The organism is Pseudomonas sp. CFBP13509, from assembly GCF_005233485.1.
Lineage (GTDB): Bacteria > Pseudomonadota > Gammaproteobacteria > Pseudomonadales > Pseudomonadaceae > Aquipseudomonas > Aquipseudomonas marginalis.
Genome location: NZ_QGAA01000012.1, coordinates 106,385 through 127,279 on the forward strand (window position 1 = coordinate 106,385; position 20,895 = coordinate 127,279).

Sequence of the window (20,895 nt, forward strand, 5' to 3'; positions counted from 1 at the left end):
GTATGCCCGACGCGCTCGATCAAATCATGGATTTTCGCCACGGTGCCGTTGAACACTTGGCCGAGGTCGCCCAACTCATCGCGGCTTTGGGCAACAAAGGTAACGGTCATGTCGCCGGCGGCCACCTTGTCCATCATCGCCCCCAGGCGCCGTAACGTGGTGCGCGTAGACGCGTAGAACCCTGCATACAGGTAGAAGATCAGCAAAAACACCGCCGTCAGCGCCGAGACCAGCACCACCATGTGCGTACGGTTCTGCGCCAGGCGCTGCTCCAGCTGCTGCCCGAGGAACGTCAGGGTGGCGTCATCGAGCTGATAGGTGTGCTCCATCAATTGGCTGACGCTGTCATAGAAACCCTGCCACGGCGCGTCAAGGGTTTCGGCCATCACCACCTGCTCTTCAAACAATTCACTGCCGTGCTTGAGGCTGGCGTTGCTGGCCTTGGCCAGGCTGTCGAGCGCCGCGTGCGCGGCGTTGCTGGAGCCCAGGACGTCCTGCAATTTCAAGGCGTATTCGCCCTGGAGCTTTTCCAACTGTTGCAGCAGTTCGTCGAAGCGGGTACTGGAAGATGAGTTGAGAAAACCCTGGCCCAGGGAGTAGGCCCCCATCGCCCGGCCTTCTCCCAGGGTCTGGGTGACCTGCGGGGTGACACTGGTGATCAGCTCGCTGAGCTGGCGCAAGTCACTCTGGGGGTCGCGGCTCAAGCCGGACTGGCTGGCAATGATCTGGCTGAGCATCTGTGCCTTGTTGAGCAACTTGCCGATCAACGCACTTTTGCTCTGCAGCGAGCTTTCCTGTTGCTGGGCCTGGAAGGCCGTGATCAGTTCGTCACGCTTACCTTCAAAGGCAGCGATTTGCTCAGGTTCGGCAGCCATCGGGTTGAGGCCTTGCAGACGGGCGAGCACGCTCTGCTCCAAGGCGCTGATCTTGCCCTCAAGGTCAGCGGCCTTGCCGGACTGACCGAGCGTTGCGTTGATCTGCACCTGGTTATTGAGGGTTTCCAGGTCACGGCGCAGGACCAGGCTGCTGCCGAGCAAATCCAGGCTTTGCAGCTCGACACGGGTGCCCTGGAATTCGCGCCAGGAATCACGCACCAGGTAATAGTTGGTGGCCAGCATCGGCAGCAGGAACAGCACGCTGATCAGGCTGAACTTCAGGCCGAAGCTAAGACGGTTCATCAGCGCGACGGCGGGATAGAGCAAGCTCTTCACAGGTGACCTCCCCTTTGTTTTATTTTTATTCAGGCGCAGGGCGGCGGCAGAAAGCCACTATTTGGCGCTCTGTCTGTATAGCTCAATTTGAAAGGGAGTTTTGTAACGTAAAGTTAACGAGTGAGGGTGGCAGGGGGCTGCTGCGCAGCCCGTCGCGGGGCAAGCCCGCTCACCACAGGAATCAGGGGAGCACGGTCCAGATCGCAAACCCGGCATACCACAGCACCGCCGCACGCAGCAGCAGTTCCCACAGGCGATCCAGGCTGTTGATACCGTCTGCACCCACTACGGGCGGTGGGATTTCAGCGGCGACCAGGCCGACTTTTTCCACCAATTGCGCGGCGCTGATGTCCCAGCTCAGCAACTCGTGGAGCATGACACGGCTGACCGCGACGAAGTTGCCCACCAGCGCAAAACTGGCCGCCAGCAGGCGCACCGGCAGCCAGTCGAACGCGTGACGCAGCTGCCCGGCGCGCTCAGCCACCAGAGGGTTCTGGCTGTGCTCACTGGCGAGCGCCAGCAGTCGATAGGCCAGCGCGGCGACCGGCCCCAACAGGAAGTACCAGAAAATCACGGCAAAGAAGCTCTGGTAGGCCTGCCACAACAGATGGCCCTGGACGCGCTCCAACAGTTGCTCGCCGCTGTCGGCGCCCAACTTCAGGTCACGCTCGGCCACATGTTCGGCCGCCTGCAGGTCACCACGGCGCCAGGCATCGCGAAATGGCCCCAGCCCAGCCAATAGATCGCCACGGCCCAGGCTGTAGATCACCACCAGCAAGTGCACCGGCAGCGCCAACAAACCATAGGCCACCGGTTCCAGCACCAGCAGCAACAACGCCAGCAACGCCACCGGCAGCAACACCAGCAGGACCAGAATCAGCCACGGCTGCTTGCCCATGCGCGGGCTCGACTCCAACTTGGCCAATTCGCGCAACCAGCCGCCATCACGCTGCAACCGCTGGCGCAGGGCCGAGAACTTCTCGATCCACACGGCCAACACCAACACCAGAAAACTCATCGTGCGTGTCCTCCATCCTGCAGGGCGCTGCGAAAGCGCGCCCAATCAAAAGCGGGGCCGGGATCGGTCTTGCGCCCCGGAGCGATGTCGCTATGGCCACAAATACGTTGCGGCGTAATACCTGGGTAGGCTGCCAGCAACTGCCGTGTCAGGTCGATCAGCGATACATACTGGGGGTTGGTGAACGGCAAATCATCCGTGCCCTCAAGCTCTATCCCCAAGGAAAAGTCATTGCACGTCTCACGCCCTTCGAAGCACGAGACCCCGGCATGCCAGGCCCGGTCTATACAGGACACAAACTGCGTCACGGTGCCATCGCGCTCAATCAGAAAATGCGCAGACACCCGTAGGTCGGCAATCCCTTCAAAGTAGGGATGTTCCGTGACGTCCAGGCGATTCTGGAAAAACTCCTGCACTTTGCCGGTAGCGAACTGCGCGGGTGGCAGGCTGATGTTATGCACCACCAACAGTGAGATTTCGCCTGCCGGGCGCTCGTTGAAGTTGGGTGAAGGGCAATGGCGAATGCCCTGGCACCAGCCGCTGGCGGGGTCCAACTGCATACAGGATCCTTGAACGTGACTAAGTGTGACCAGTATGCCGCGTTCGACCCCGTGGTTGCGATCACTTGCCGCGATTGAGTTGACGCAGCTTGCCCACCACCGCCGCCAGCGCCCGCTCGAACAGCGGCTCGTCGTCGAGGTGATGCAGCGCGCCACGTTTGAGCGCCATTGCCAGTTGGCCCGCACTTTTCTCCAGAACCTTGAGCCCGGTACGGCCGACGAAAACGTAGGTGTTGGCCGGCGCCATGATCGCCGTCAGCTTGCACCGCAGGGTGCCTGCCGGGCCCTGCTGGAACACGATCCAGTCACCGACTCGCAATTGGTGCACCTTGGCCAGGTCCGGATCATCCTCCGGCAGGCCCTCGACGGGATCGAGCGGCAGTACGCTGAACACGAAGGGTTCACGCACTTCGAGCCATCCATCGCCCCCCTCTGGCGGCCGGACATGCAGGGTCTGCAAGCGCACAAAAAAATCACGGGTGCTGAAGGAGTCGAATGCAGCGCTGGTCAACCCGTCGCGCAGTGCCTTGAGCAACCCGGGCAACTGCTCCAGCAAGTGCACCCCGGCTTCAGTGTCTGCCGGCAGGCTGACACTCCAGATCAGCTCATCCATGGTGCGCAGCCCTGCTTGCCATTGCACCGACTGCTCGCCGTGCTTGAGGCTGGCCAGCAACAGCACCTGGCTCCAGGCCTGTTGCAGGAACTGCACCACCGCCTGCGGCAAAACCTTGCCCAGCATCCGTCGATTCAGTACCTCGGCCACCCGTGCCCGCGCCGCTTCTGTGCGCACGCGCCCTTCTTCAGCATGGCGGGTGTGCTGTTCAAGCAATTCGCTGCGACGACGCTCATCGGCGGTGAACGCAGTGAATTCAGTCAGCAATTGGGAAAAAATCGCCGGGTCTTCAACAAAATCATTGAGTAAACGCTGAACCACCTGCTCTATGCGCAGGTACAGGCTGTCGCGCTGGAAGTCATCGACCGGACTCCAGCCCATGGCGGTGGTAGCGATTTCATTCAACAGGCGCCGCGCCGGATGACCGGGGCGACTGAAAAAACTCTTGTCCAGCACCGCCACTTTCAGCATCGGGATCTGCAGGCGGCCGATCAAGGCCTTGAAGGCGTCCGGCACTGCGCGGTCATTGAGGATGAATTCGAACAGCAGGGCGATCAGGTTGATCACATCTTCATCCGCATCCTCCACCACCCGCGACTTGCCACTCTTGACGCTGACACGGGTAAGCAACTGCTCGAGTTGGTTACACAGGTCGAAATCATCCTCGGCTTCCGGCTCCGGGACGTACTGCTGCAAGTGGGATAACAGCCGCAGCAGGTCGCGGGTGGCGATAGGCTGGGGTTCGGCACTGGCTTCAAGGGTAGGCGACACGCTACCACGCACGACGGTCAACAGCGCCTGCAAGGCGCTGAAGGCTTGCTGGCCATTTTCGTCGACGTGTTGGTCGGTGCTCGGCAATACCTCTTCACGCTGATGATCACGGGCGGCACGGCCACAGGGGCGGCGGGACGGCGCGGCCTTGAGTTCCGGCAACACGCCGGTCGCGACCAGCAGCTGATTGGCTTCACCGTACAGTTGGTCAGCATCACTGAGTACGTACTTTTCAAACAGCTTGAGCATGATCAGCTTGACGCGGATCTCCACGCCCAGGCTACGCCCGGCACGCAGGAAAAACTCGCACAGCAGCGCCGGACCCAGGGGGTTTTCACAGTCGTCCAGGCGATTGCCGAGCAAGACACTCAGGCGTGCCGTGAGTTGCGACAGCGCCAGGCCGTCGCGGTGGCGCACCCGGCCCAGCATGGCTTCAAGCGCGACGGCTTTTTCCAGGTCATCCTTGGACGTGCCTGAGGCCGCGTCATAGGACACCACCGGCACCAACTGAAGTTCACCACGGCCCGCCAGCCTCAGGTTGCCAAAGGCTTCGAACAGCCGCTCCATGAACACACGCTCGAAATTCTTGCGCTTGAGGCGCAGGTCGCGCATGGCTTCAAAGAAGATATGGTGGTCCACGTTGTTGCGGGCCTTGTCGGCCATTTCGAACAAGGTGTCGTCGGCGTTATCGAACAGTTCCTGTAAACCCTGCTGCAACTGCTGCGCCGCCTTGTCGCGAACCTGCAGCAGCACCACCGGCAGGCGCGCGAGCGGCGATGGCGTGGCTTGTGCCTTATTGATTGGCACCACCTTTCCGTCATTGTGCATCCTGGCCTCCTGAAACGGCGGTAAAGCGTTGGGGAAAGATCGGGTACAGGCCCAATAAGGCTGTGGATAACCGGTTATCACCAGGACGTCAAAGCTATGACGCCAATTGCAAGGCGCGAGATTATCTTGCAAATGAGTGCCGTTGCGCCAGCAAACTCTGACATTGCGCTGTAAATGAGTGGTGAGCCTGGGTTCAAACGCACGCTGCCCCTATAATCGGGACACTTTGTTTGTGGAGCCTGATATGCCGAACCTCCGTCTAGCCGACCTCACCGCCGAAATCGAAGCCAACGTGCGCCGCGCGCTCCTGGAAGACATCGGCAGCGGCGACATCACCGCACAGTTGATCCCGGCCGAACGGCTGGCCACGGCCACCATCATTACCCGCGACGCCGCCGTCATCGCCGGCACTGCGTGGGTGGATGCCGTATTCCGCCAACTGGACCCACGGGTCGCCGTGCACTGGCAGGTGGCCGACGGCGAACGCGTCAGCCCCAACCAGGCACTGTTCCATCTGGAGGGGCCGGCGCGTTCGCTGCTCAGTGGCGAGCGCTCTGCCTTGAACTTCCTGCAGTTACTCTCCGGGATCGCCACACGCGCCCGGTTCCTGGCGGATTTTGTCGCCAGCACCCAGGTCAAGCTGCTGGACACTCGAAAAACCCTGCCCGGCCTGCGCCTCGCGCAGAAGTACGCGGTGACCTGCGGTGGCTGCCACAACCACCGTATCGGTTTGTATGACGCGTTCCTGATCAAGGAAAACCACATCGCTGCCAGCGGCGGGATTGCCCAGGCCATCAGCGCCGCCCACAAGATCGCACCCGGCAAGCCGGTGGAAATTGAAGTGGAGAGCCTGGACGAACTGCGCGAAGCGCTGGCGGCGGGCGCCGACATCGTCATGCTCGATGAATTGAGCCTGGAAGACATGCGGGAAGCCGTGCGCCTGAATGGCGGCAAGGCCAAGCTGGAAGCCAGCGGCGGGATCAATGAAAGCACCCTGCTGCCTATCGCAGAGACGGGGGTGGACTACATCTCCATTGGTGCGATGACCAAGGATGTGAAGGCGGTGGATTTGTCGATGCGCCTCAGTATCTGAGCACCTTAACTGTAGGAGCGAGCTTGCTCGCGAAAAACCTGAGAACGCCGCAGGGAACCAGGCAGCCCGCGTCATCGTTAGCGATTTTCGCGAGCAAGCTCGCTCCTACAAGCTGCGTCTAAACGACCAGGTCGTTCATCTCGCAGTATTCTTCCCATTCGACACCCAGCACCTCGGCCGCCTCTTTGTGCAAGGCCAGCCGTGCCGCTTCGAACTCTTCCGGCGTCGAGGTGTACTTGAGGGTCAGTTCCCAAGGCTGGAAGCCCTGGCTCTCGGCCTCGTCCTCAAACGCCCACTGGATCTGGTCGCGCTGATCATCGGCGCTCAGGTCCTTGATCTCTTCTTTAAGCTGCGGCGATTCCTCAAGGTATTTTTCGAGGGCTGCTTGATGCCGAACTTCCTGGGTCATTTCAGTCGTGGTCATGTCGTTCTCTTAGATCGAGGAATGGGGATGCATCTGGGTCATCAAGGTTGCGCAGATACAAAAGAGAGGGCACACGTGCCAACTCGTCTGGCCTTCAGAACCATTCTGGGATCATCTGAAAACATTGCCTTTGAAGCACTGCCGCTAAAAAAGTAGCGCCTTTTTGCCCGAGACAGGAATCGAACCTGCGACCTTCGCGTTACGAGTGCGCTGCTCTACCAACTGAGCTACACGGGCGGTGGACTAAAGCTAGCACCGCATCGGGCGCCCGGCAACTTGCACCCTTCAACGAGCAATCACCCCCTGAGCCCAGAAGCGTGGTTGCAGGTAATTACCTTTGCGGTCCTGGTACTGCTGCTGGGCTTGTTGGAGGTGAGGCACATCGCGCACCGCGATAAATACCAACAGACCAACGGCCAACACACCCAAGGCTTTCCATAGGTTCCGCGCCAACGGCAGCACAGCGCTTGCTGGCACGCGCAACTCATGCAGCGCCATCAGCCAGCCCACCACCAGAGCCAACCAGACCTGGGAGTTGGGCATCACGATCACGCCATCGACCATGGCCTGCACCAGCGTCCCCACCAACGCCGCAAACAGGCACAAGCGCAGCAGGTCAACCCGCGCGGCGGACAGCGCTCGCTCGCGTAGCACAGCCAAGGTGGTCCAGCCGCCTCGCCATGCCAACACCGCCACGCACAGCGCCGAGGGTACACCCCACTCGCTGGCCCATTGCAGGATCGCCTGATGGGGATGAGCGGCAATCCTGTTGGCAATATCGGCAAAATGCATCGGTCCGTAACCAAGCCACGGTCGCTCGACGAGCATATGCCACGCCTGCCACCAGATCGGGCCCCGTCCCGACAGCGAAGTGGTGAGGCGATCCGCGGCATCACTGGTGAGTTCAATCCCCAGGTAATCCGCCAGCCCCGTGAATATCAGCCAATACAGCAACAGCCCAACCAACACCGCGACCAATTGCCAGCCCAGCCAGCGACGCCCCCATGGCCCAAGCAGCGCCAACACCACGCCCGCCACGCCCATGCCAAGCCAGGTACCCCGCGTACCGCCGCTGATTGCTATCAGCCACCAGACACACAGCAACGCAAACACCATCCCCCGCAAGGCGCGGGAGACATTGGGTATCAGCAAAGGCAGCGCCAGCAATGGCAAGGTAAATGTCTGAAACTGTCCGTAGAAACGCTTGTTGGAAAAGCCGGAGAGCAGTCGGTCAGGATCCAGCATGCGCTCGCCGCTGGTGAACGCCAGCGTACCGGCATACAGATACTGGAGCGACTTGATCAGGCACAGCAACACCACAACCAGGATCAGCACGCGATCCAGAGGCTCGCCGCCGTGACGACGAAGCAGGGCAAAGGCGACGGCAATCGCCGCGCAGCTGACAAACAGCGCCACTTCGGTGAGTGCCCACAGCGGCTGATGGGCCAGCGCCGAGGACAGCAGGCCCAGCACCACAACCAGCACCACGCCCCAGGCAGTGGGCCTGTCTACCCAGGGTTCAGTGGAGGTAACCGACAACCCATACAGCACCGCGCAAAACCCGATGGCAATTTGCATGACACGCTGTAGATCATGCCCGCCGAACGGTGCACAGATGCCGACACTCAACAGGCACACCGCTGCTACCAGGAAAACACCGCCTCGCTGCTGTACGGATAACACCATCGGCCACCTCTACTTCCCTGTGGATGGTTTAGCAGTTATGCGCCGTCGGCGCCGCAGCCCTTGCTGGCATATTTCGCTTCAGCGGTCGTCGCGCACTTCCAGCCGGCGGCGCTGCGGACCAGGGTGATGGTCTTGCCCAGCACCGGTGCCGGTGCGTCGAGTATTTCGCAGCTGATGGAGCCCGCCCCCGTGGCCACATCGCCTGCCACGTCGATCTTGCAGTTGGCCGTAGGGCTGGTGCCGCCGATCAAGGCCACGGTAGGTACGGTGCCCTGGTTCATGGTGTCTTCGTAACCAGCCTTCAACGCGGCAATTTCAGCCAGGCCGGCAGTGAACTTGGCCTTGGCCTGGTGGGTGGTGTACATGGGCAGGCCGATGGTGGCCAAAATGCCGATGATTGCCACGACGATCAACAACTCGATCAAGGTAAAGCCTTTCTGACGTATCACATTCACTCTCCCGAATAGAACTCATGACAAGGCGCGTCCTGCACCCCGTTTTTGCAACGGCGCCAGTGTACTCACCCGCAAGCGGCCAATCGCGCTCAAGACGCACATTCTGACATTTTTATCCCGCGCCATCGGCATGCCCGAATCCGTCACCTGACTAAGCTATAAATCTTCGACAGCCTGTATGCGGAACCGCGACATGGACAACGCTTCAACGACTTACGCCTGGGAAGGCATCAACCGCAAAGGGCGCAGGGTGTCCGGGCAAACCAAGGGGCACAACGCTGCCCTGGTCAAGGCACAACTGCGCCAGCAAGGGATCAGCCCCGGTCGTGTGCGCAAGCAATCCCCGCTGCCGCCAAGCCTCACCCCATCAGTCAAAGCGGCTGACATCACGCTGTTCACGCGCCAACTGGCGACGTTGCTGAAGGCTGGGGTTCCACTCCTGCAAGCCTTCGACATCATCAGCGAAGGCGTCGACAATCGCGCTGTGCGTGAGCAGGTGCTGGGACTTAAACAGGCGATCGCCGCCGGCAGCAGCCTGGCTGAGGCATTACGCAAACAACCGCGTTATTTCGATGAGTTGTACTGCAACCTGGTGGCCGCCGGCGAACAGGCCGGGGCGCTTGAGACACTGCTGGAAAGGGTGGCGATCCACCGGGAAAAGAGTGAACAGCTCAAGGCCAGGATCAAAAAGGCCATGACCTACCCCATTGCTGTCCTGGTGGTTGCCAGCCTGGTCACCGGCATACTGCTGGTCCACGTGGTACCGCAGTTCCAGGCCCTGTTCGCCGGAGTCGACGGCAAACTGCCGGCATTTACCTTGCACGTGATCGCCCTGTCGGCGTTCATGCAGCACGCATGGTGGATGCTGGTATTGGGCATAGTCGCGGGAGCCGCTGGGCTGCGCCAGGCCTATCGGGCTTCGTCGGGCTTTCGCTACTGGCTGGACACAGGTTTGTTGAAAGCGCCCCTGGCAGGCAAACTGCTGACAAAATCCGCCGTGGCCCGCTACGCCCGCACGCTCTCCACGACCTTCGCCGCCGGTGTTCCACTGGTCCAGGCATTGGATTCAGTCGCCGGCGCCGTGGGAAACGGCCCGTTCAAACAGGCAATCGAACATATGCGTCACGATGTATCCAACGGCATGCAACTGAATCAATCCATGGCCAACAGCGGCCTGTTTCCCGGCATGGCGATCCAACTGACGGCGATCGGCGAAGAGTCAGGCACCCTGGAACACATGCTGGAAAAGGTCGCCAACCACTATGAGGCTGACGTGGACAACCAGGTCGACAACCTCACCAGCCTGATGGAGCCATTGATCATGGTGGTGCTGGGGGGCATCGTCGGCGCGCTGGTCATCGCCATGTACCTGCCGGTCTTCCAGCTGGGGAGTGCATTTTGAGCCTGCTGTTGAACGAGCACCCATTGGCCTTTGTCACCATCGCGCTGGTACTGGGGCTGATCGTCGGCAGTTTCCTCAACGTGCTGGTCTGGCGCCTGCCAAAAATGCTCGAACGGGAATGGCGTGACCAGGCCCATGAAGTGCTCGGCTTGCCTGCCGAACCTGGCGGGCCGACCTACAACCTGATGCACCCCAACTCATGCTGCCCACACTGTGATCATCCAATCCGGCCGTGGGAAAATATCCCACTGCTCAGCTACCTGATGCTCAGGGGGCGCTGCGCCCATTGCCAGGGAGCCATCAGCCCCCGCTACCCTTTCACGGAACTCGCCTGTGGGTTGATCTCGGCCTGGGTTGCCTGGCATTTCGGCTTTGGCTGGCAGGCCGCAGCGGTGCTGGTGTTGAGTTGGGGGTTGCTGGCAATGAGCCTGATCGACGCAGACCACCAGTTGCTGCCTGATGTGCTGGTGCTGCCATTGCTGTGGCTGGGGCTGATCGTCAACAGCTTTGGATTACTGACGACATTACCCGACGCACTATGGGGCACCGTGATCGGCTACATGAGCCTGTGGAGCGTGTTCTGGCTGTTCAAGCTGGTCACCGGCAAAGACGGCATGGGCCACGGTGATTTCAAGTTGCTGGCCTTGCTCGGCGCCTGGGGCGGCTGGCAGATATTGCCGATGACACTGTTGATGTCGTCGCTGGTAGGGGTGTTTGTCGGGTTGATCCTGATGCGCCTGCGCAAGACCCTGGCGTCCACGCCGATGCCGTTTGGTCCGTATCTGGCAATTGCCGGCTGGATTGCATTGCTCTGGGGTGGTCAAATAACCGACTTCTATTTGCAGTCTGTCGGTTTCAGATGACCACTCCTGTTACAACACCTTGGATTCTCGGCCTCACCGGTGGCATCGGCAGCGGTAAAAGTGCGGCAGCCCAGCACTTTATCGACCTGGGCATTGACCTGGTGGACGCCGATCACGCCGCGCGCTGGGTGGTCGAACCCGGCCGGCCGGCGCTGGCCCGCATCGCCGAGCATTTTGGTGCTGGCGTATTGCAGCCCGACGGCCAGTTGGACCGCGCCGCGTTGCGCAAGCTGATCTTTGAGGTGCCCGAAGAGCGCCGCTGGCTGGAAGCCTTGCTGCACCCGTTGATTGGCGAGGAGATTCGCGGTCACCTGGCTCGCGCCCGCTCGCCTTACGCGATCCTGGTGTCCCCGCTGCTGATCGAATCCGGCCAGTACAGCATGACCCAGCGCATCCTGGTGATCGACGTGCCGCAATCGCTGCAAATTCAGCGTACCCTGCAGCGCGACGGCATCAGCGAACAACAGGTTCAGGCAATTCTCAAGGCACAGTCCAGCCGTGAAGACCGCCTGAACCATGCCGATGACGTGCTGGTCAATGACCAGGATCTCGCCTGGCTGCACAGCGAGGTCGAGCGACTGCACCACTTTTACCTAACTTTGCGTGGAGGCCGATCATGAGCCAACCCTTGACCGTCGACTGCCCAACCTGCGGTGCACCCGTGGAATGGAATGCAGCCTACCCCAACCGGCCGTTCTGCTCGGACCGTTGCAAACTCATCGACCTGGGCGCGTGGGCCGCCGAGGAACACAAGATTCCCGTGGCCCCGGATGCCGAAGACGAGCTGTTTTCCGAAGACTTGCCGCCGCGCCACTAAGGCCGCATAAAGGCGTATTCCTGCTGGTCGTCGAGGTTTTCTGCGAGGTATTGCAGCTCGTCGGCCAGGTCTTCGAAACTGCGTACGCCCTTGCTCTGCTGCACCACCGCGCTGAGCATGGCGCGCAGGGTCAAGCCCGGGTCGAAACCGATTTCCTGTGCCGCATCCTGGCTTCTGCGCAACTCCTGCCGTGCCCACTCGTACACACTCATGATTCGTGCTCCCGCCTTGCCTAGGAAAATTTCGCAGAGCATGGGCCTGCTCGGCTGCGCGGGATTTGATCTGGGTCAACGCTGCGATTCGTCATCCTTCCAGGGCGCCGAGAGGTAGCGTGTGCGGTTGAATGTCTCCAGCCATTCCGGACAAAACACCACCAGGGCGCTGATCACCATGCCGTTGATAAAGGCTTCGGGGAAGATGATCAGCCACAGGTAGCCAACGAAATCCTCCAGCCATTCCGGCATGGCAAAACGACCGTCGAACCACAGCAACCCCAGCCCCAGCAGCAGGCAAAACAAGGCCGACAACGCGGCAGCAAAAAAACCGGAGCAGAAGATATACACGAAGGGATTGCGCGGCTGCGCTCGCTCGACCACAAGCGCACAGCCTTCGGTGACCAGCACCGGCAGCACGACCAGCAGCAGGCCATTGATGCCAAGGGCTGCCAGGTCCTGGCGCCCAAGCAGCATTAACCCGAACTGGGCGGCAAAACCACCGACGATAGCCAGGGGCCAATCCACCAGCAGGGTTACGGCGGTCATACCGATAAAGTGGTAGGACACGCCGGTATCGAAATCCCGTCGTACCAGCCACAACATGAACAGTGCGAACACCGTACCGAACAGCAAATGCTGGCGCCGCCGGTCGGCAAACAACTCGACCCAGGGCGAACGCAGGATCGCCCACAGCAGTACCGGTGCATACAACAGCCAGCCGATGCCGAGGGTTGTGGGCGCCAGCACTGCGGCACTGATCACGGCTTCACCTGCTCCAGGGCCTGGCGCAGTTCGGCAGCAGTGCCGTATTCATGTTGAGAAACCAACGTACCGTGATCCAACTGCAGCCACAGCACTTTATCCGCCGCCGCGGGATAACGCGGGGCGATACGTGCGTCACGGTCCAGCATGACGCGGTAGTTGTAGGATTGCATGGCCGGCACCGCAAACAATTTGGCGATCAGTCGAGGCATGCGCTGGATGTCAGCGACGAACACGGCATGCCGCGCTTCGAGGTAGCCTGCAGGTTGGCCTTGCAGCGCCGCGTCGACCAGCTTGGCCGCGTCCATGCTGCGCGCCACCAACAGAATCCGTGCCTGGTTATCGAGGGTATAGGCTTGGTCGAATTGATCGAGCAAGGTCCAGGGAGCGAGGCGTTCGCCCACTTCAACAGCCTGTGCCCATACCGGCAAAAGACTCAGCAACAGCACCACCAGACACTTCACTGCACGCTCCTCATTCGGGGGAATTACGCTTGAAAGGCCAGTCTACACCCTGGCTTTTGCAGCAGGACTTCCTGCGGTCATCATTTGGACGCTAAGCTGCAGGCATGGATGACTCAGATTATTTGCGCCTGCTCACCGTAGCAGCCGAACAAGCCAATGCGTTCCTGTCCAATGCCCGCAAATGGGAGCGTGAGCGTTGGGTCTGCCAGCGCCTGTTGCAAGGCTTGAATGTGCCCTACCGCGCCGAAGAGTTTCACCCCGCCGGGCAAGAACCGCCCGATGTGTTGTTTCGCGATGCCAGTTTCGAGGTGTTTTTCGTACTCGATGAAGGGCGCCGCCTGAACGACGAATGGCGTGACGAGCTGTTGCGTCGACGCAGTGCATTCTCCCTGAGCCAGCTGGTGCGGCGCGAAGCCAAGCCGCGGCGTATCCCCGCCCATGAATTCCTGCTGCGACTGGCGCCCACGTTGCGCAAGAAGGCCCATAACTACAAAGAGCGCGGGATGGACCTGGGCGAATTGGATATCGTCGCGTTCACCAGCCTCAAGCGCGAAGTGCTCGACCTCAACAGCCACTTCCCCCCACCCACCGAATACTTGCGCCAGGGCTGGCGCTCGCTGTCGCTGGTGGGGCCGACATTTGCCCGGGTGCTGTTCGCCCACCCGGACGCGCCGGATTTCTTGCGCAACAACCTGGGGCGCAGCATAGTGTTCGATGTGGGCATCAGCCTCTGATCCCCCACTGTAACGTGGCGCCCTTTTGCAACGTCTACCTGACGAGGCCTTATATGACCAGCCGCCTGAACCCCGACGACCAACAGCATGTCGAAGAGTACCTGCAACTCTCCCAGAACCGAGTCGAGCGCAAGCCTTTCCGGCCGTGGCTGCTCCTTGGTGTGGTGCTGGTGGTGGTGATCGGGCTCGGCCTGCTCAGCCGCCTTTTGAGTTACCTGACGCTATGAGCTGCCTGGCGCTCGCGGGGGTAACTGCTCCGATTTCCTTTAGCCTTGCGAGATACCCCCATGACCCATCGTATTATTATCGTCGGCGGCGGCGCCGGCGGCCTGGAGTTGGCTACCCGCCTGGGTAAGACTCTGGGCAAGCGCGGCACCGCCAGCATCACGCTGGTGGACGCCAACCTCACCCATATCTGGAAGCCTTTGCTGCACGAAGTCGCTGCCGGCTCACTGAACTCCTCGGAAGACGAACTCAATTACGTCGCCCAGGCCAAATGGAACCACTTCGAGTTCCAACTGGGGCGCATGAGCGGGCTCGACCGCGAACAGAAGAAAATCCAGCTGGCCGCCACCCTCGACGAAGAAGGCCGCGAATTGGTGCCTGCACGCGTGCTGGGCTATGACAGCCTGGTGATTGCGGTAGGCAGCACCACCAACGATTTCGGCACCGAGGGCGCGGCGCAGCACTGCCTGTTCCTCGATACCCGCAAGCAGGCCGAGCGTTTCCACCAACAGCTGCTCAACCACTACCTGCGCGCCCATGCCGGGCAGACCGATGTGGTGGAAAAGATCAGCGTCGCCATCGTCGGTGCGGGTGCAACGGGCGTCGAACTGGCCGCAGAGTTGCATAACGCGGCCCACGAACTGGCGGCGTACGGCCTGGACCGCATCAAGCCGGAAAACATGCACATCACCCTGATCGAAGCCGGCCCTCGTGTACTGCCTGCCTTGCCGGAGCGGATTGGCGGGCCTGTGCATAAAACCCTGGAAAAGCTCGGGGTGACGGTGCTGACCAACTCAGCGGTCAGCGAAGTGACCGCCGACGCATTGATCACCAGCAGTGGCCAGGTGATTCCTGCCAGTCTCAAGGTGTGGGCCGCCGGGATTCGTGCCCCGGCTTTCCTCAAGGACATCGATGGCCTGGAAACCAATCGCATCAATCAACTGCAAGTGCTGCCGACGCTGCAAACCACCCGTGATGAAAACATCTTCGCCTTTGGCGACTGCGCCGCGTGCCCGCAACCGGGCACCGACCGCAATGTGCCGCCACGGGCCCAGGCCGCGCACCAACAGGCCTCGTTGCTGGCCAAGTCATTGAAACTGCGTATCGAGGGCAAGGACCTGCCGGCGTACAAGTACACCGACTATGGGTCGCTGATCTCGCTGTCGCGTTTCTCGGCGGTGGGTAACCTGATGGGCAACCTGACCGGAAGCGTGATGCTGGAAGGCTGGCTGGCGCGGATGTTCTATGTGTCGCTGTACCGCATGCACCAGATGGCACTGTATGGCTTCTTCCGCACGGCGATGCTGATGCTGGGCAGCAAGATTGGACGCGGGACTGAGCCGCGCCTGAAACTTCACTGACAACAGAGTCCCTGGTGGGACTCGGTCAATGTGGGAGGGGATTGCTCCCTTCCACATTAGTATTGTGTTGGAGTTGAGATAATTTAAGGCAAAAAAAATCCCCGTATCTTTCGATACGAGGATTTTTAATATGGTCGGGGTAAGGGGATTCGAACTCCTGACATCCTGCTCCCAAAGCAGGCGCGCTACCGGACTGCGCTATACCCCGGTAAAAAAAAGGCGACCTTTCAGTCGCCTTCTTCGATCAGCGCTTTTGGCCTCTGATCTTAAGATTCGATTCCAGCGTTAACTGGTCTCAAAAATGGTGGGTCGTGTGGGATTCGAACCTACGACCAATTGGTTAAAAGCCAACTGCTCTACCAACTGAGCTAACGACCCAAATATGGTCGGGGTAGGGGGATTCGAACTCCCGACATCCTGCTCCCAAAGCAGGCGCGCTACCGGACTGCGCTATACCCCGGTTTGAAATTGGCTCCGTGACCAGGACTCGAACCTGGGACCCAATGATTAACAGTCATTTGCTCTACCGACTGAGCTATCACGGAACTACATATTTCAAAGTACAACTTTTACTGCTGTGTAACCTTCTCTTCGACCCTGCCCGTATCGCTACGTTAGCGTCTCTGAGGCGCGCTATTCTACAATCTTAAAAACCCCTGTCAACCCTTTAAATTGCTTTTAAGACAATGATTTGCGCTTCTTTCTGATTTCTTCTTGGGGAGAAGAAACCCGTGGGCTGACGTTGCTGCGGGGCGCACTTTACAAGCCTTTGCCTTACAGTTCAACGCCCTATCGAAAAAAAAGGCCCTGGGATACAGGGCCTTCTCTTATTGCAGTGCAATCCGGGCTCAGTGGAAGACGATTTCGTCGTTCTCCACAGTCGCCTCGACGCTGGTGCCCGGCATAAAGCTGCCCGACAGGATCAACTGCGCCAGCGGGTTCTCGATCCAGCGCTGGATCGCACGTTTCAAAGGCCGTGCACCATACACCGGGTCGTAACCAACCGCGATCAGCTTGTCCAACGCCTCGCGGCTCAGCTCCAGCGACAACTCGCGTTCCGCCAGGCGACCGCGCAGACGCCCCAGCTGGATCTCGGTGATGCCCGCGATCTGATCCCGCGCCAATGGCTCGAAGATCACCACTTCGTCGACCCGGTTGATGAATTCCGGACGGAAGTGCGTGGTCAATGCATCCATTACAGCAGCGCGCTGGGCCTCACGATCACCTACCAGTTCCTGGATCTGCGCCGAACCCAGGTTGGAGGTCATGACGATCACCGTGTTGCGGAAGTCCACAGTACGCCCGTGGCTGTCCGTGAGTCGTCCATCTTCCAGCACTTGCAGCAAGATGTTGAACACGTCCGGGTGAGCCTTCTCGACCTCATCCAGCAGGATCACCGAGTAAGGCTTACGCCGCACGGCCTCGGTCAGGTAACCGCCCTCCTCGTAGCCCACATAGCCTGGTGGAGCCCCGATCAGGCGAGCCACCGAATGCTTCTCCATGAATTCGGACATGTCGATCCGTACCATGGCCTCTTCAGTATCAAAGAGGAACTCGGCCAGGGCCTTGCACAGCTCGGTCTTACCCACGCCGGTCGGGCCGAGGAACATGAACGAGCCGCTCGGACGGTTCGGGTCGGACAAGCCGGCGCGGGAACGCCGTACCGCGTTGGACACCGCCACGACCGCCTCTTCCTGGCCGATCACGCGCTGGTGCAACAGGTGCTCCATCTTCAGCAGCTTGTCACGCTCGCCTTCGAGCATTTTCGACACCGGGATGCCGGTCCACTTGGAAACGACTTCGGCGATTTCTTCCTCGGTCACCTTGCTGCGCAACAGCTGATTTTCAGCCTTACCGTGCTGGTCGACCATTTGCAGGCTGCGTTCCAGGTCCGGGATCACCCCGTACTGCAACTCGGCCATGCGGTTCAGGTCACCTTTACGACGTGCGGCTTCCAGCTCCTGGCGCGACTGCTCGATCTTTTGCTGGATCTGCGCAGAGCCCTGTACTTCGGCTTTTTCCGAGGTCCAGATTTCTTCGAGATCCGAATACTCGCGCTCCAGGCGGACGATTTCCTCCTGGAGTTTTTCCAGGCGTTTCTTGGCCGCGTCGTCCTCTTCTTTCTTGAGGGCCTGGGATTCGACTTTCAGCTGAATCAGGCGACGATCCAGGCGGTCGAGCACTTCCGGCTTGGAGTCGATCTCCATGCGAATGCGGCTGGCCGCTTCGTCGATCAAGTCGATGGCCTTGTCCGGCAATTGACGGTCGGTAATGTAGCGATGGCTCAATTTGGCCGCCGCAATGATCGCGCCGTCGGTGATCGCCACTTTATGGTGGACCTCGTAGCGCTCTTTCAGGCCCCGCAGGATCGCGATGGTGTCCTCTTCGCTCGGTTCTTCCACCAGGACTTTCTGGAAACGACGCTCAAGGGCCGCATCTTTCTCAATGTACTGGCGATATTCGTTAAGCGTGGTAGCACCGACACAATGCAGCTCACCTCGCGCCAAGGCGGGCTTAAGCATGTTGCCAGCATCCATTGAGCCCTCGCCTTTGCCGGCGCCGACCATGGTGTGCAGCTCGTCGATAAACAGAATGATCTGCCCTTCCTGCTTCGACAGTTCATTAAGCAGGGATTTCAGGCGCTCTTCGAATTCACCGCGGAACTTTGCACCGGCGATCAACGACCCCATATCCAGGGACAGCAGGCGTTTGCCTTTAAGGCCGTCCGGCACTTCACCATTGATGATGCGCTGGGCCAGGCCTTCGGCAATCGCGGTTTTACCCACGCCAGGTTCACCGATCAACACCGGGTTGTTCTTGGTGCGACGCTGCAGAACCTGGATGGTGCGACGAATTTCATCGTCACGGCCGATCACCGGGTCAAGCTTGCCCTCTTCGGCACGCTTGGTCAGGTCGACGGTGTACTTGTCCAGGGCCTGGCGCGACTCCTCGTGGTTAGGGTCGTTAACCGCATCACCGCCCCGCAGGTTGTTGATGGCGTTTTCCAGGGCCTTCTTGCTCACGCCTTGGCCGAGCAACAACTTACCAAGCTTGCTGCTCTCGTCCATGGCGGCGAGCAGCACCAGTTCGCTGGAGATGAACTGGTCCCCCTTCTGCTGGGCCAGGCGGTCGGCCTGGTTAAGCAGGCGCGCCAGATCCTGCGACATATTCACGTCGCCGGTAGGGTTTTGGATTTTCGGCAGTTGGTCGAGCTCTTTGCTCAACTCCTTGCGCAGGCTATTGACATCAAAGCCCACCTGCATCAGCAAGGGCTTGATAGAACCACCTTGCTGTTCCAGGAGTGCCTGCATCAAGTGCGCAGGCTCAATGGCCGGGTGGTCAAGCCCCACCGCCAAGGATTGGGAGTCCGATAAGGCCAACTGCAATTTGCTGGTTAAACGATCAATACGCATTAGTCACCTTCCTTTTGAGCAGGCCGGAGCTATAAAACATCCTGAATGAAGAAACCTGCCAGATACCCTTATAGATGGGGTGGATTCTGGAAGATTCAAGCGAGCGGCGGTTGATATGGATCAGCGTTGACCCAGATCAGCAGAGTCTAGCGTTCAAGCCAGATAAGGGAGGCAAAACGTCCGGTGCGGGGGCTGCGCCGGTACGAAAAGAAGCGCGGGTCGGTCACGGTGCAGAAGCCACCACCATAAACAGCGGTGATGCCCCGCGCAGCAAGGCGCAGGCGGGCCAACTGATAGATGTCGGCCATGAATTTGCCGGGATTGAGGCTTGGTACAAAGGCTTCGGCAGTTGTCGGCAGGTGCTGCATGAAGGCTTCACGCACCTCAGGGCCAACCTCAAAAGCTTGTGGGCCAATCGCCGGGCCCAGCCATACCAAGACGTCCGAAGGCTCTGCGTCGAGGCTTTCGAAGGCCGCCTCCAGCACGCCCGCCGCCAGCCCACGCCAACCGGCATGGGCCGCAGCCACACGAGTGCCGGCACGGTTGCAGAACAACGCAGGCAGGCAATCGGCGGTCATCGCGGTGCAGGCGATGCCGGGGGTGCTGCTCCAGCTACCGTCGGCTTCGGCGGTGCGGCCAGGGTCGGCCTCGACCACATCCACGCCATGAACCTGGCGCAGCCAGGCCGGCTGAATATCAAAGGCTTCGGTAAGGCGACGACGATTCTCAAGGACGGCCTCAAGGCTGTCCTCAACGTGATCGCCCAGGTTAAGGCTGTCGAACGGCGCCTGGCTGACGCCGCCCGTACGGGTAGTCACACAGGCTTTCACCCCGACAGGCGCGGGCCAGTCAGGAATCAGCCAGTCATTCATCCGACAAACGCCTCGCGATCCTGCTTGAGCAGCGACAGCAACCAGACAAAATCGTCTGGAAGTGGCGATTCCCAGCTCATGCGCTTACCGCTCGTCGGATGGTCCAGCTCCAGGAAACGTGCATGCAAGGCCTGGCGCGGGAACGTCTTGAGCGATTCGACCATGGTCTGGCTCGCCGCAGGCGGAATGCGGAAGCGGCCGCCATAGGCCGGATCGCCCACCAACGGGAAGTTGATGTGGGCCATATGCACGCGAATCTGGTGGGTACGACCGGTTTCCAGCTTGACCCGCACATGGGTGTGGGAACGGAAACGCTCGAGCACGCGGTAGTGGCTCACCGCCTGCTTGCCGCCTTCCATCACCGCCATACGCTGGCGCTGCTGGCCGTGGCGACCGATTGGGGCATTGATCTTGCCGCCAGCCACGACCACACCGATCACGATGCACTCGTAGATACGGCTGACGCTACGGCTCTGCAATTGCGTAACCAGTTGCGTCTGCGCCTGAATGGTCTTGGCCACCACCATCAAGCCGGTGGTGTCCTTGTCCAGACGGTGCACGATGCCGCAACGCGGCACGTTGACGATGTCGGGGATGTGGTGCAACAGGGCATTGAGCAAGGTGCCATCAGCGTGCCCGGCCGCCGGGTGAACCACCAGGCCTGCGGGTTTGTTGATGACCAGGATGTCGTCGTCTTCATAGACGATGTCCAGCTCGATGTCCTGGGCGACCCATTCTCCCTGGGCTTCCTGCTCGGCAGTCAGCTCAAGAATCGCACCGCCATGGACTATGTCTCGCGGGCGGATAACCGCTCCATCCACAGTCAGGCGGCCGTCTTTGATCCAGGCGGAAAGGCGCGAGCGCGAGTGCTCAGCGAATAATTGTGCGGCGACTTGATCGAGGCGTTGGCCGCCCAATTCGGACGGCACCTCTGCGCGAAGTTCAATTTTATCGGACATGCTCAGACTAGGCGTGGCACAGCCTTTGGTTTCGGCTGCGCGCTTGTGGTTAAATACGGCGTCTTTTGCCCCGAGGCTTTCAACGGGGCGCTCATCATAACAGGACGGCCCCGCCCAAGACAGCGGCCGTCATAGGGACGCAAGCCGCC

20 protein-coding genes, 5 tRNA genes and 2 pseudogenes are annotated in these 20,895 nt (G+C 60.3%); 8 read left to right on the plus strand and 19 right to left on the minus strand.

Annotation, left to right across the window (positions count from 1 at the left end; translation table 11 throughout):
• Positions 1-38: 38 nt before the first annotated feature.
• From PspCFBP13509_RS32225 to PspCFBP13509_RS20380, 4 genes and pseudogenes are all read right to left on the minus strand, one after another.
• Positions 39-1,178: pseudogene (locus PspCFBP13509_RS32225) on the minus strand (HAMP domain-containing protein); the annotation flags it as partial.
• A 214-nt stretch (positions 1,179-1,392) separates the two neighbouring features.
• Positions 1,393-2,229 (minus strand): regulatory signaling modulator protein AmpE, encoded by an 837-nt coding sequence (ampE, locus tag PspCFBP13509_RS20370; RefSeq protein WP_137212606.1) that lies wholly within the window; start codon positions 2,227-2,229, stop codon positions 1,393-1,395.
• The gene (gene ampD / locus PspCFBP13509_RS20375) at positions 2,226-2,789 is read right to left on the minus strand and encodes a 1,6-anhydro-N-acetylmuramyl-L-alanine amidase AmpD (protein ID WP_065924088.1); all 564 of its coding nucleotides are present in this window, start codon (positions 2,787-2,789) and stop codon (positions 2,226-2,228) included. Before ampD ends, ampE begins: the two co-directional genes overlap by 4 nt.
• Positions 2,790-2,850: 61 nt before the next feature.
• Entirely contained in the window at positions 2,851-5,001 is a 2,151-nt protein-coding gene (locus PspCFBP13509_RS20380) for a DUF1631 domain-containing protein (protein WP_137212607.1), read from the minus strand.
• Positions 5,002-5,245: 244 nt separating this feature from the next.
• On the opposite strand from PspCFBP13509_RS20380, the gene nadC reads away from it, so the two are divergent.
• Positions 5,246-6,094, plus strand: a complete 849-nt coding sequence (nadC, locus tag PspCFBP13509_RS20385; RefSeq protein ID WP_137212608.1) for a carboxylating nicotinate-nucleotide diphosphorylase — start codon at positions 5,246-5,248, stop codon at positions 6,092-6,094.
• Between the two features lie 7 nt (positions 6,095-6,101).
• Here the strand turns inward: nadC and PspCFBP13509_RS32025 are convergent.
• The 5 genes and pseudogenes from PspCFBP13509_RS32025 to PspCFBP13509_RS20405 form a co-directional block, all read right to left on the minus strand.
• Positions 6,102-6,191: pseudogene (locus PspCFBP13509_RS32025) on the minus strand (outer membrane lipoprotein carrier protein LolA); the annotation flags it as partial.
• Between the two features lie 21 nt (positions 6,192-6,212).
• Complete coding sequence (locus PspCFBP13509_RS20390; protein ID WP_027604882.1) at positions 6,213-6,518, minus strand: DUF6388 family protein; 306 nt, start codon at positions 6,516-6,518, stop codon at positions 6,213-6,215.
• A 164-nt stretch (positions 6,519-6,682) separates the two neighbouring features.
• A tRNA-Thr gene (locus PspCFBP13509_RS20395) sits at positions 6,683-6,755 on the minus strand.
• 48 nt (positions 6,756-6,803) lie between these two features.
• The gene (locus PspCFBP13509_RS20400; protein WP_065924086.1) at positions 6,804-8,204 is read right to left on the minus strand and encodes an O-antigen ligase family protein; all 1,401 of its coding nucleotides are present in this window, start codon (positions 8,202-8,204) and stop codon (positions 6,804-6,806) included.
• A 35-nt stretch (positions 8,205-8,239) separates the two neighbouring features.
• Positions 8,240-8,650, minus strand: a complete 411-nt coding sequence (locus PspCFBP13509_RS20405; protein WP_065924109.1) for a pilin — start codon at positions 8,648-8,650, stop codon at positions 8,240-8,242.
• A 202-nt stretch (positions 8,651-8,852) separates the two neighbouring features.
• Between PspCFBP13509_RS20405 and PspCFBP13509_RS20410 the strand changes: the two genes are divergently transcribed.
• Genes PspCFBP13509_RS20410 through yacG form a run of 4 tightly spaced genes read left to right on the plus strand, consistent with a single transcriptional unit; the run spans position 8,853 to position 11,741 of the window.
• Positions 8,853-10,061: a type II secretion system F family protein gene (locus PspCFBP13509_RS20410; protein ID WP_137212609.1), complete on the plus strand. Its 1,209-nt coding sequence runs from the start codon at positions 8,853-8,855 to the stop codon at positions 10,059-10,061.
• The gene (locus tag PspCFBP13509_RS20415; RefSeq protein ID WP_074843856.1) at positions 10,058-10,924 is read left to right on the plus strand and encodes a prepilin peptidase; all 867 of its coding nucleotides are present in this window, start codon (positions 10,058-10,060) and stop codon (positions 10,922-10,924) included. The genes PspCFBP13509_RS20410 and PspCFBP13509_RS20415 overlap by 4 nt, the downstream gene beginning before the upstream one ends.
• On the plus strand, positions 10,921-11,544 hold the full coding sequence (gene coaE / locus PspCFBP13509_RS20420; protein ID WP_137212610.1) for a dephospho-CoA kinase: 624 nt from the start codon (positions 10,921-10,923) through the stop codon (positions 11,542-11,544). The genes PspCFBP13509_RS20415 and coaE overlap by 4 nt, the downstream gene beginning before the upstream one ends.
• The gene (gene yacG, locus PspCFBP13509_RS20425; RefSeq protein WP_065924082.1) at positions 11,541-11,741 is read left to right on the plus strand and encodes a DNA gyrase inhibitor YacG; all 201 of its coding nucleotides are present in this window, start codon (positions 11,541-11,543) and stop codon (positions 11,739-11,741) included. Before coaE ends, yacG begins: the two co-directional genes overlap by 4 nt.
• Here the strand turns inward: yacG and PspCFBP13509_RS20430 are convergent.
• The 3 genes from PspCFBP13509_RS20430 to PspCFBP13509_RS20440 form a co-directional block, all read right to left on the minus strand.
• Positions 11,738-11,953, minus strand: a complete 216-nt coding sequence (locus tag PspCFBP13509_RS20430; protein ID WP_003171680.1) for a hypothetical protein — start codon at positions 11,951-11,953, stop codon at positions 11,738-11,740. The genes yacG and PspCFBP13509_RS20430 overlap by 4 nt on opposite strands.
• A gap of 75 nt (positions 11,954-12,028) precedes the next feature.
• Positions 12,029-12,718: an energy-coupling factor ABC transporter permease gene (locus PspCFBP13509_RS20435; RefSeq protein ID WP_137212611.1), complete on the minus strand. Its 690-nt coding sequence runs from the start codon at positions 12,716-12,718 to the stop codon at positions 12,029-12,031.
• Positions 12,715-13,182, minus strand: a complete 468-nt coding sequence (locus tag PspCFBP13509_RS20440) for an FAD/FMN-containing dehydrogenase (RefSeq protein WP_065948455.1) — start codon at positions 13,180-13,182, stop codon at positions 12,715-12,717. The genes PspCFBP13509_RS20435 and PspCFBP13509_RS20440 overlap by 4 nt, the downstream gene beginning before the upstream one ends.
• A 104-nt stretch (positions 13,183-13,286) precedes the next feature.
• Here PspCFBP13509_RS20440 and PspCFBP13509_RS20445 point away from each other — a divergent pair, with 104 nt between their 5' ends.
• Genes PspCFBP13509_RS20445 through PspCFBP13509_RS20455 form a run of 3 tightly spaced genes read left to right on the plus strand, consistent with a single transcriptional unit; the run spans position 13,287 to position 15,502 of the window.
• The gene (locus tag PspCFBP13509_RS20445; RefSeq protein ID WP_027604891.1) at positions 13,287-13,916 is read left to right on the plus strand and encodes a DUF1780 domain-containing protein; all 630 of its coding nucleotides are present in this window, start codon (positions 13,287-13,289) and stop codon (positions 13,914-13,916) included.
• 53 nt (positions 13,917-13,969) lie between these two features.
• The gene (locus PspCFBP13509_RS20450) at positions 13,970-14,143 is read left to right on the plus strand and encodes a DUF3094 family protein (RefSeq protein WP_016976295.1); all 174 of its coding nucleotides are present in this window, start codon (positions 13,970-13,972) and stop codon (positions 14,141-14,143) included.
• 60 nt (positions 14,144-14,203) lie between these two features.
• The gene (locus tag PspCFBP13509_RS20455; protein ID WP_065924079.1) at positions 14,204-15,502 is read left to right on the plus strand and encodes an NAD(P)/FAD-dependent oxidoreductase; all 1,299 of its coding nucleotides are present in this window, start codon (positions 14,204-14,206) and stop codon (positions 15,500-15,502) included.
• Positions 15,503-15,633: 131 nt separating this feature from the next.
• Here PspCFBP13509_RS20455 and PspCFBP13509_RS20460 read toward each other — a convergent pair.
• The 7 genes from PspCFBP13509_RS20460 to rluD form a co-directional block, all read right to left on the minus strand.
• Positions 15,634-15,710: transfer RNA gene (locus PspCFBP13509_RS20460), tRNA-Pro, on the minus strand.
• Between the two features lie 94 nt (positions 15,711-15,804).
• A tRNA-Lys gene (locus PspCFBP13509_RS20465) sits at positions 15,805-15,880 on the minus strand.
• A 5-nt stretch (positions 15,881-15,885) separates the two neighbouring features.
• Positions 15,886-15,962 (minus strand) — tRNA-Pro (locus PspCFBP13509_RS20470).
• Between the two features lie 9 nt (positions 15,963-15,971).
• A tRNA-Asn gene (locus PspCFBP13509_RS20475) sits at positions 15,972-16,047 on the minus strand.
• Positions 16,048-16,350: 303 nt separating this feature from the next.
• The gene (gene clpB, locus PspCFBP13509_RS20480; protein WP_137212612.1) at positions 16,351-18,915 is read right to left on the minus strand and encodes an ATP-dependent chaperone ClpB; all 2,565 of its coding nucleotides are present in this window, start codon (positions 18,913-18,915) and stop codon (positions 16,351-16,353) included.
• A gap of 146 nt (positions 18,916-19,061) precedes the next feature.
• The gene (gene pgeF / locus PspCFBP13509_RS20485) at positions 19,062-19,787 is read right to left on the minus strand and encodes a peptidoglycan editing factor PgeF (RefSeq protein WP_065924078.1); all 726 of its coding nucleotides are present in this window, start codon (positions 19,785-19,787) and stop codon (positions 19,062-19,064) included.
• Positions 19,784-20,746 carry a 23S rRNA pseudouridine(1911/1915/1917) synthase RluD gene (gene rluD / locus PspCFBP13509_RS20490; protein ID WP_027606843.1) on the minus strand — a complete coding sequence of 321 codons (963 nt, stop codon included), beginning with the start codon at positions 20,744-20,746 and terminating at the stop codon, positions 19,784-19,786. Before rluD ends, pgeF begins: the two co-directional genes overlap by 4 nt.
• Positions 20,747-20,895: the final 149 nt, after the last annotated feature.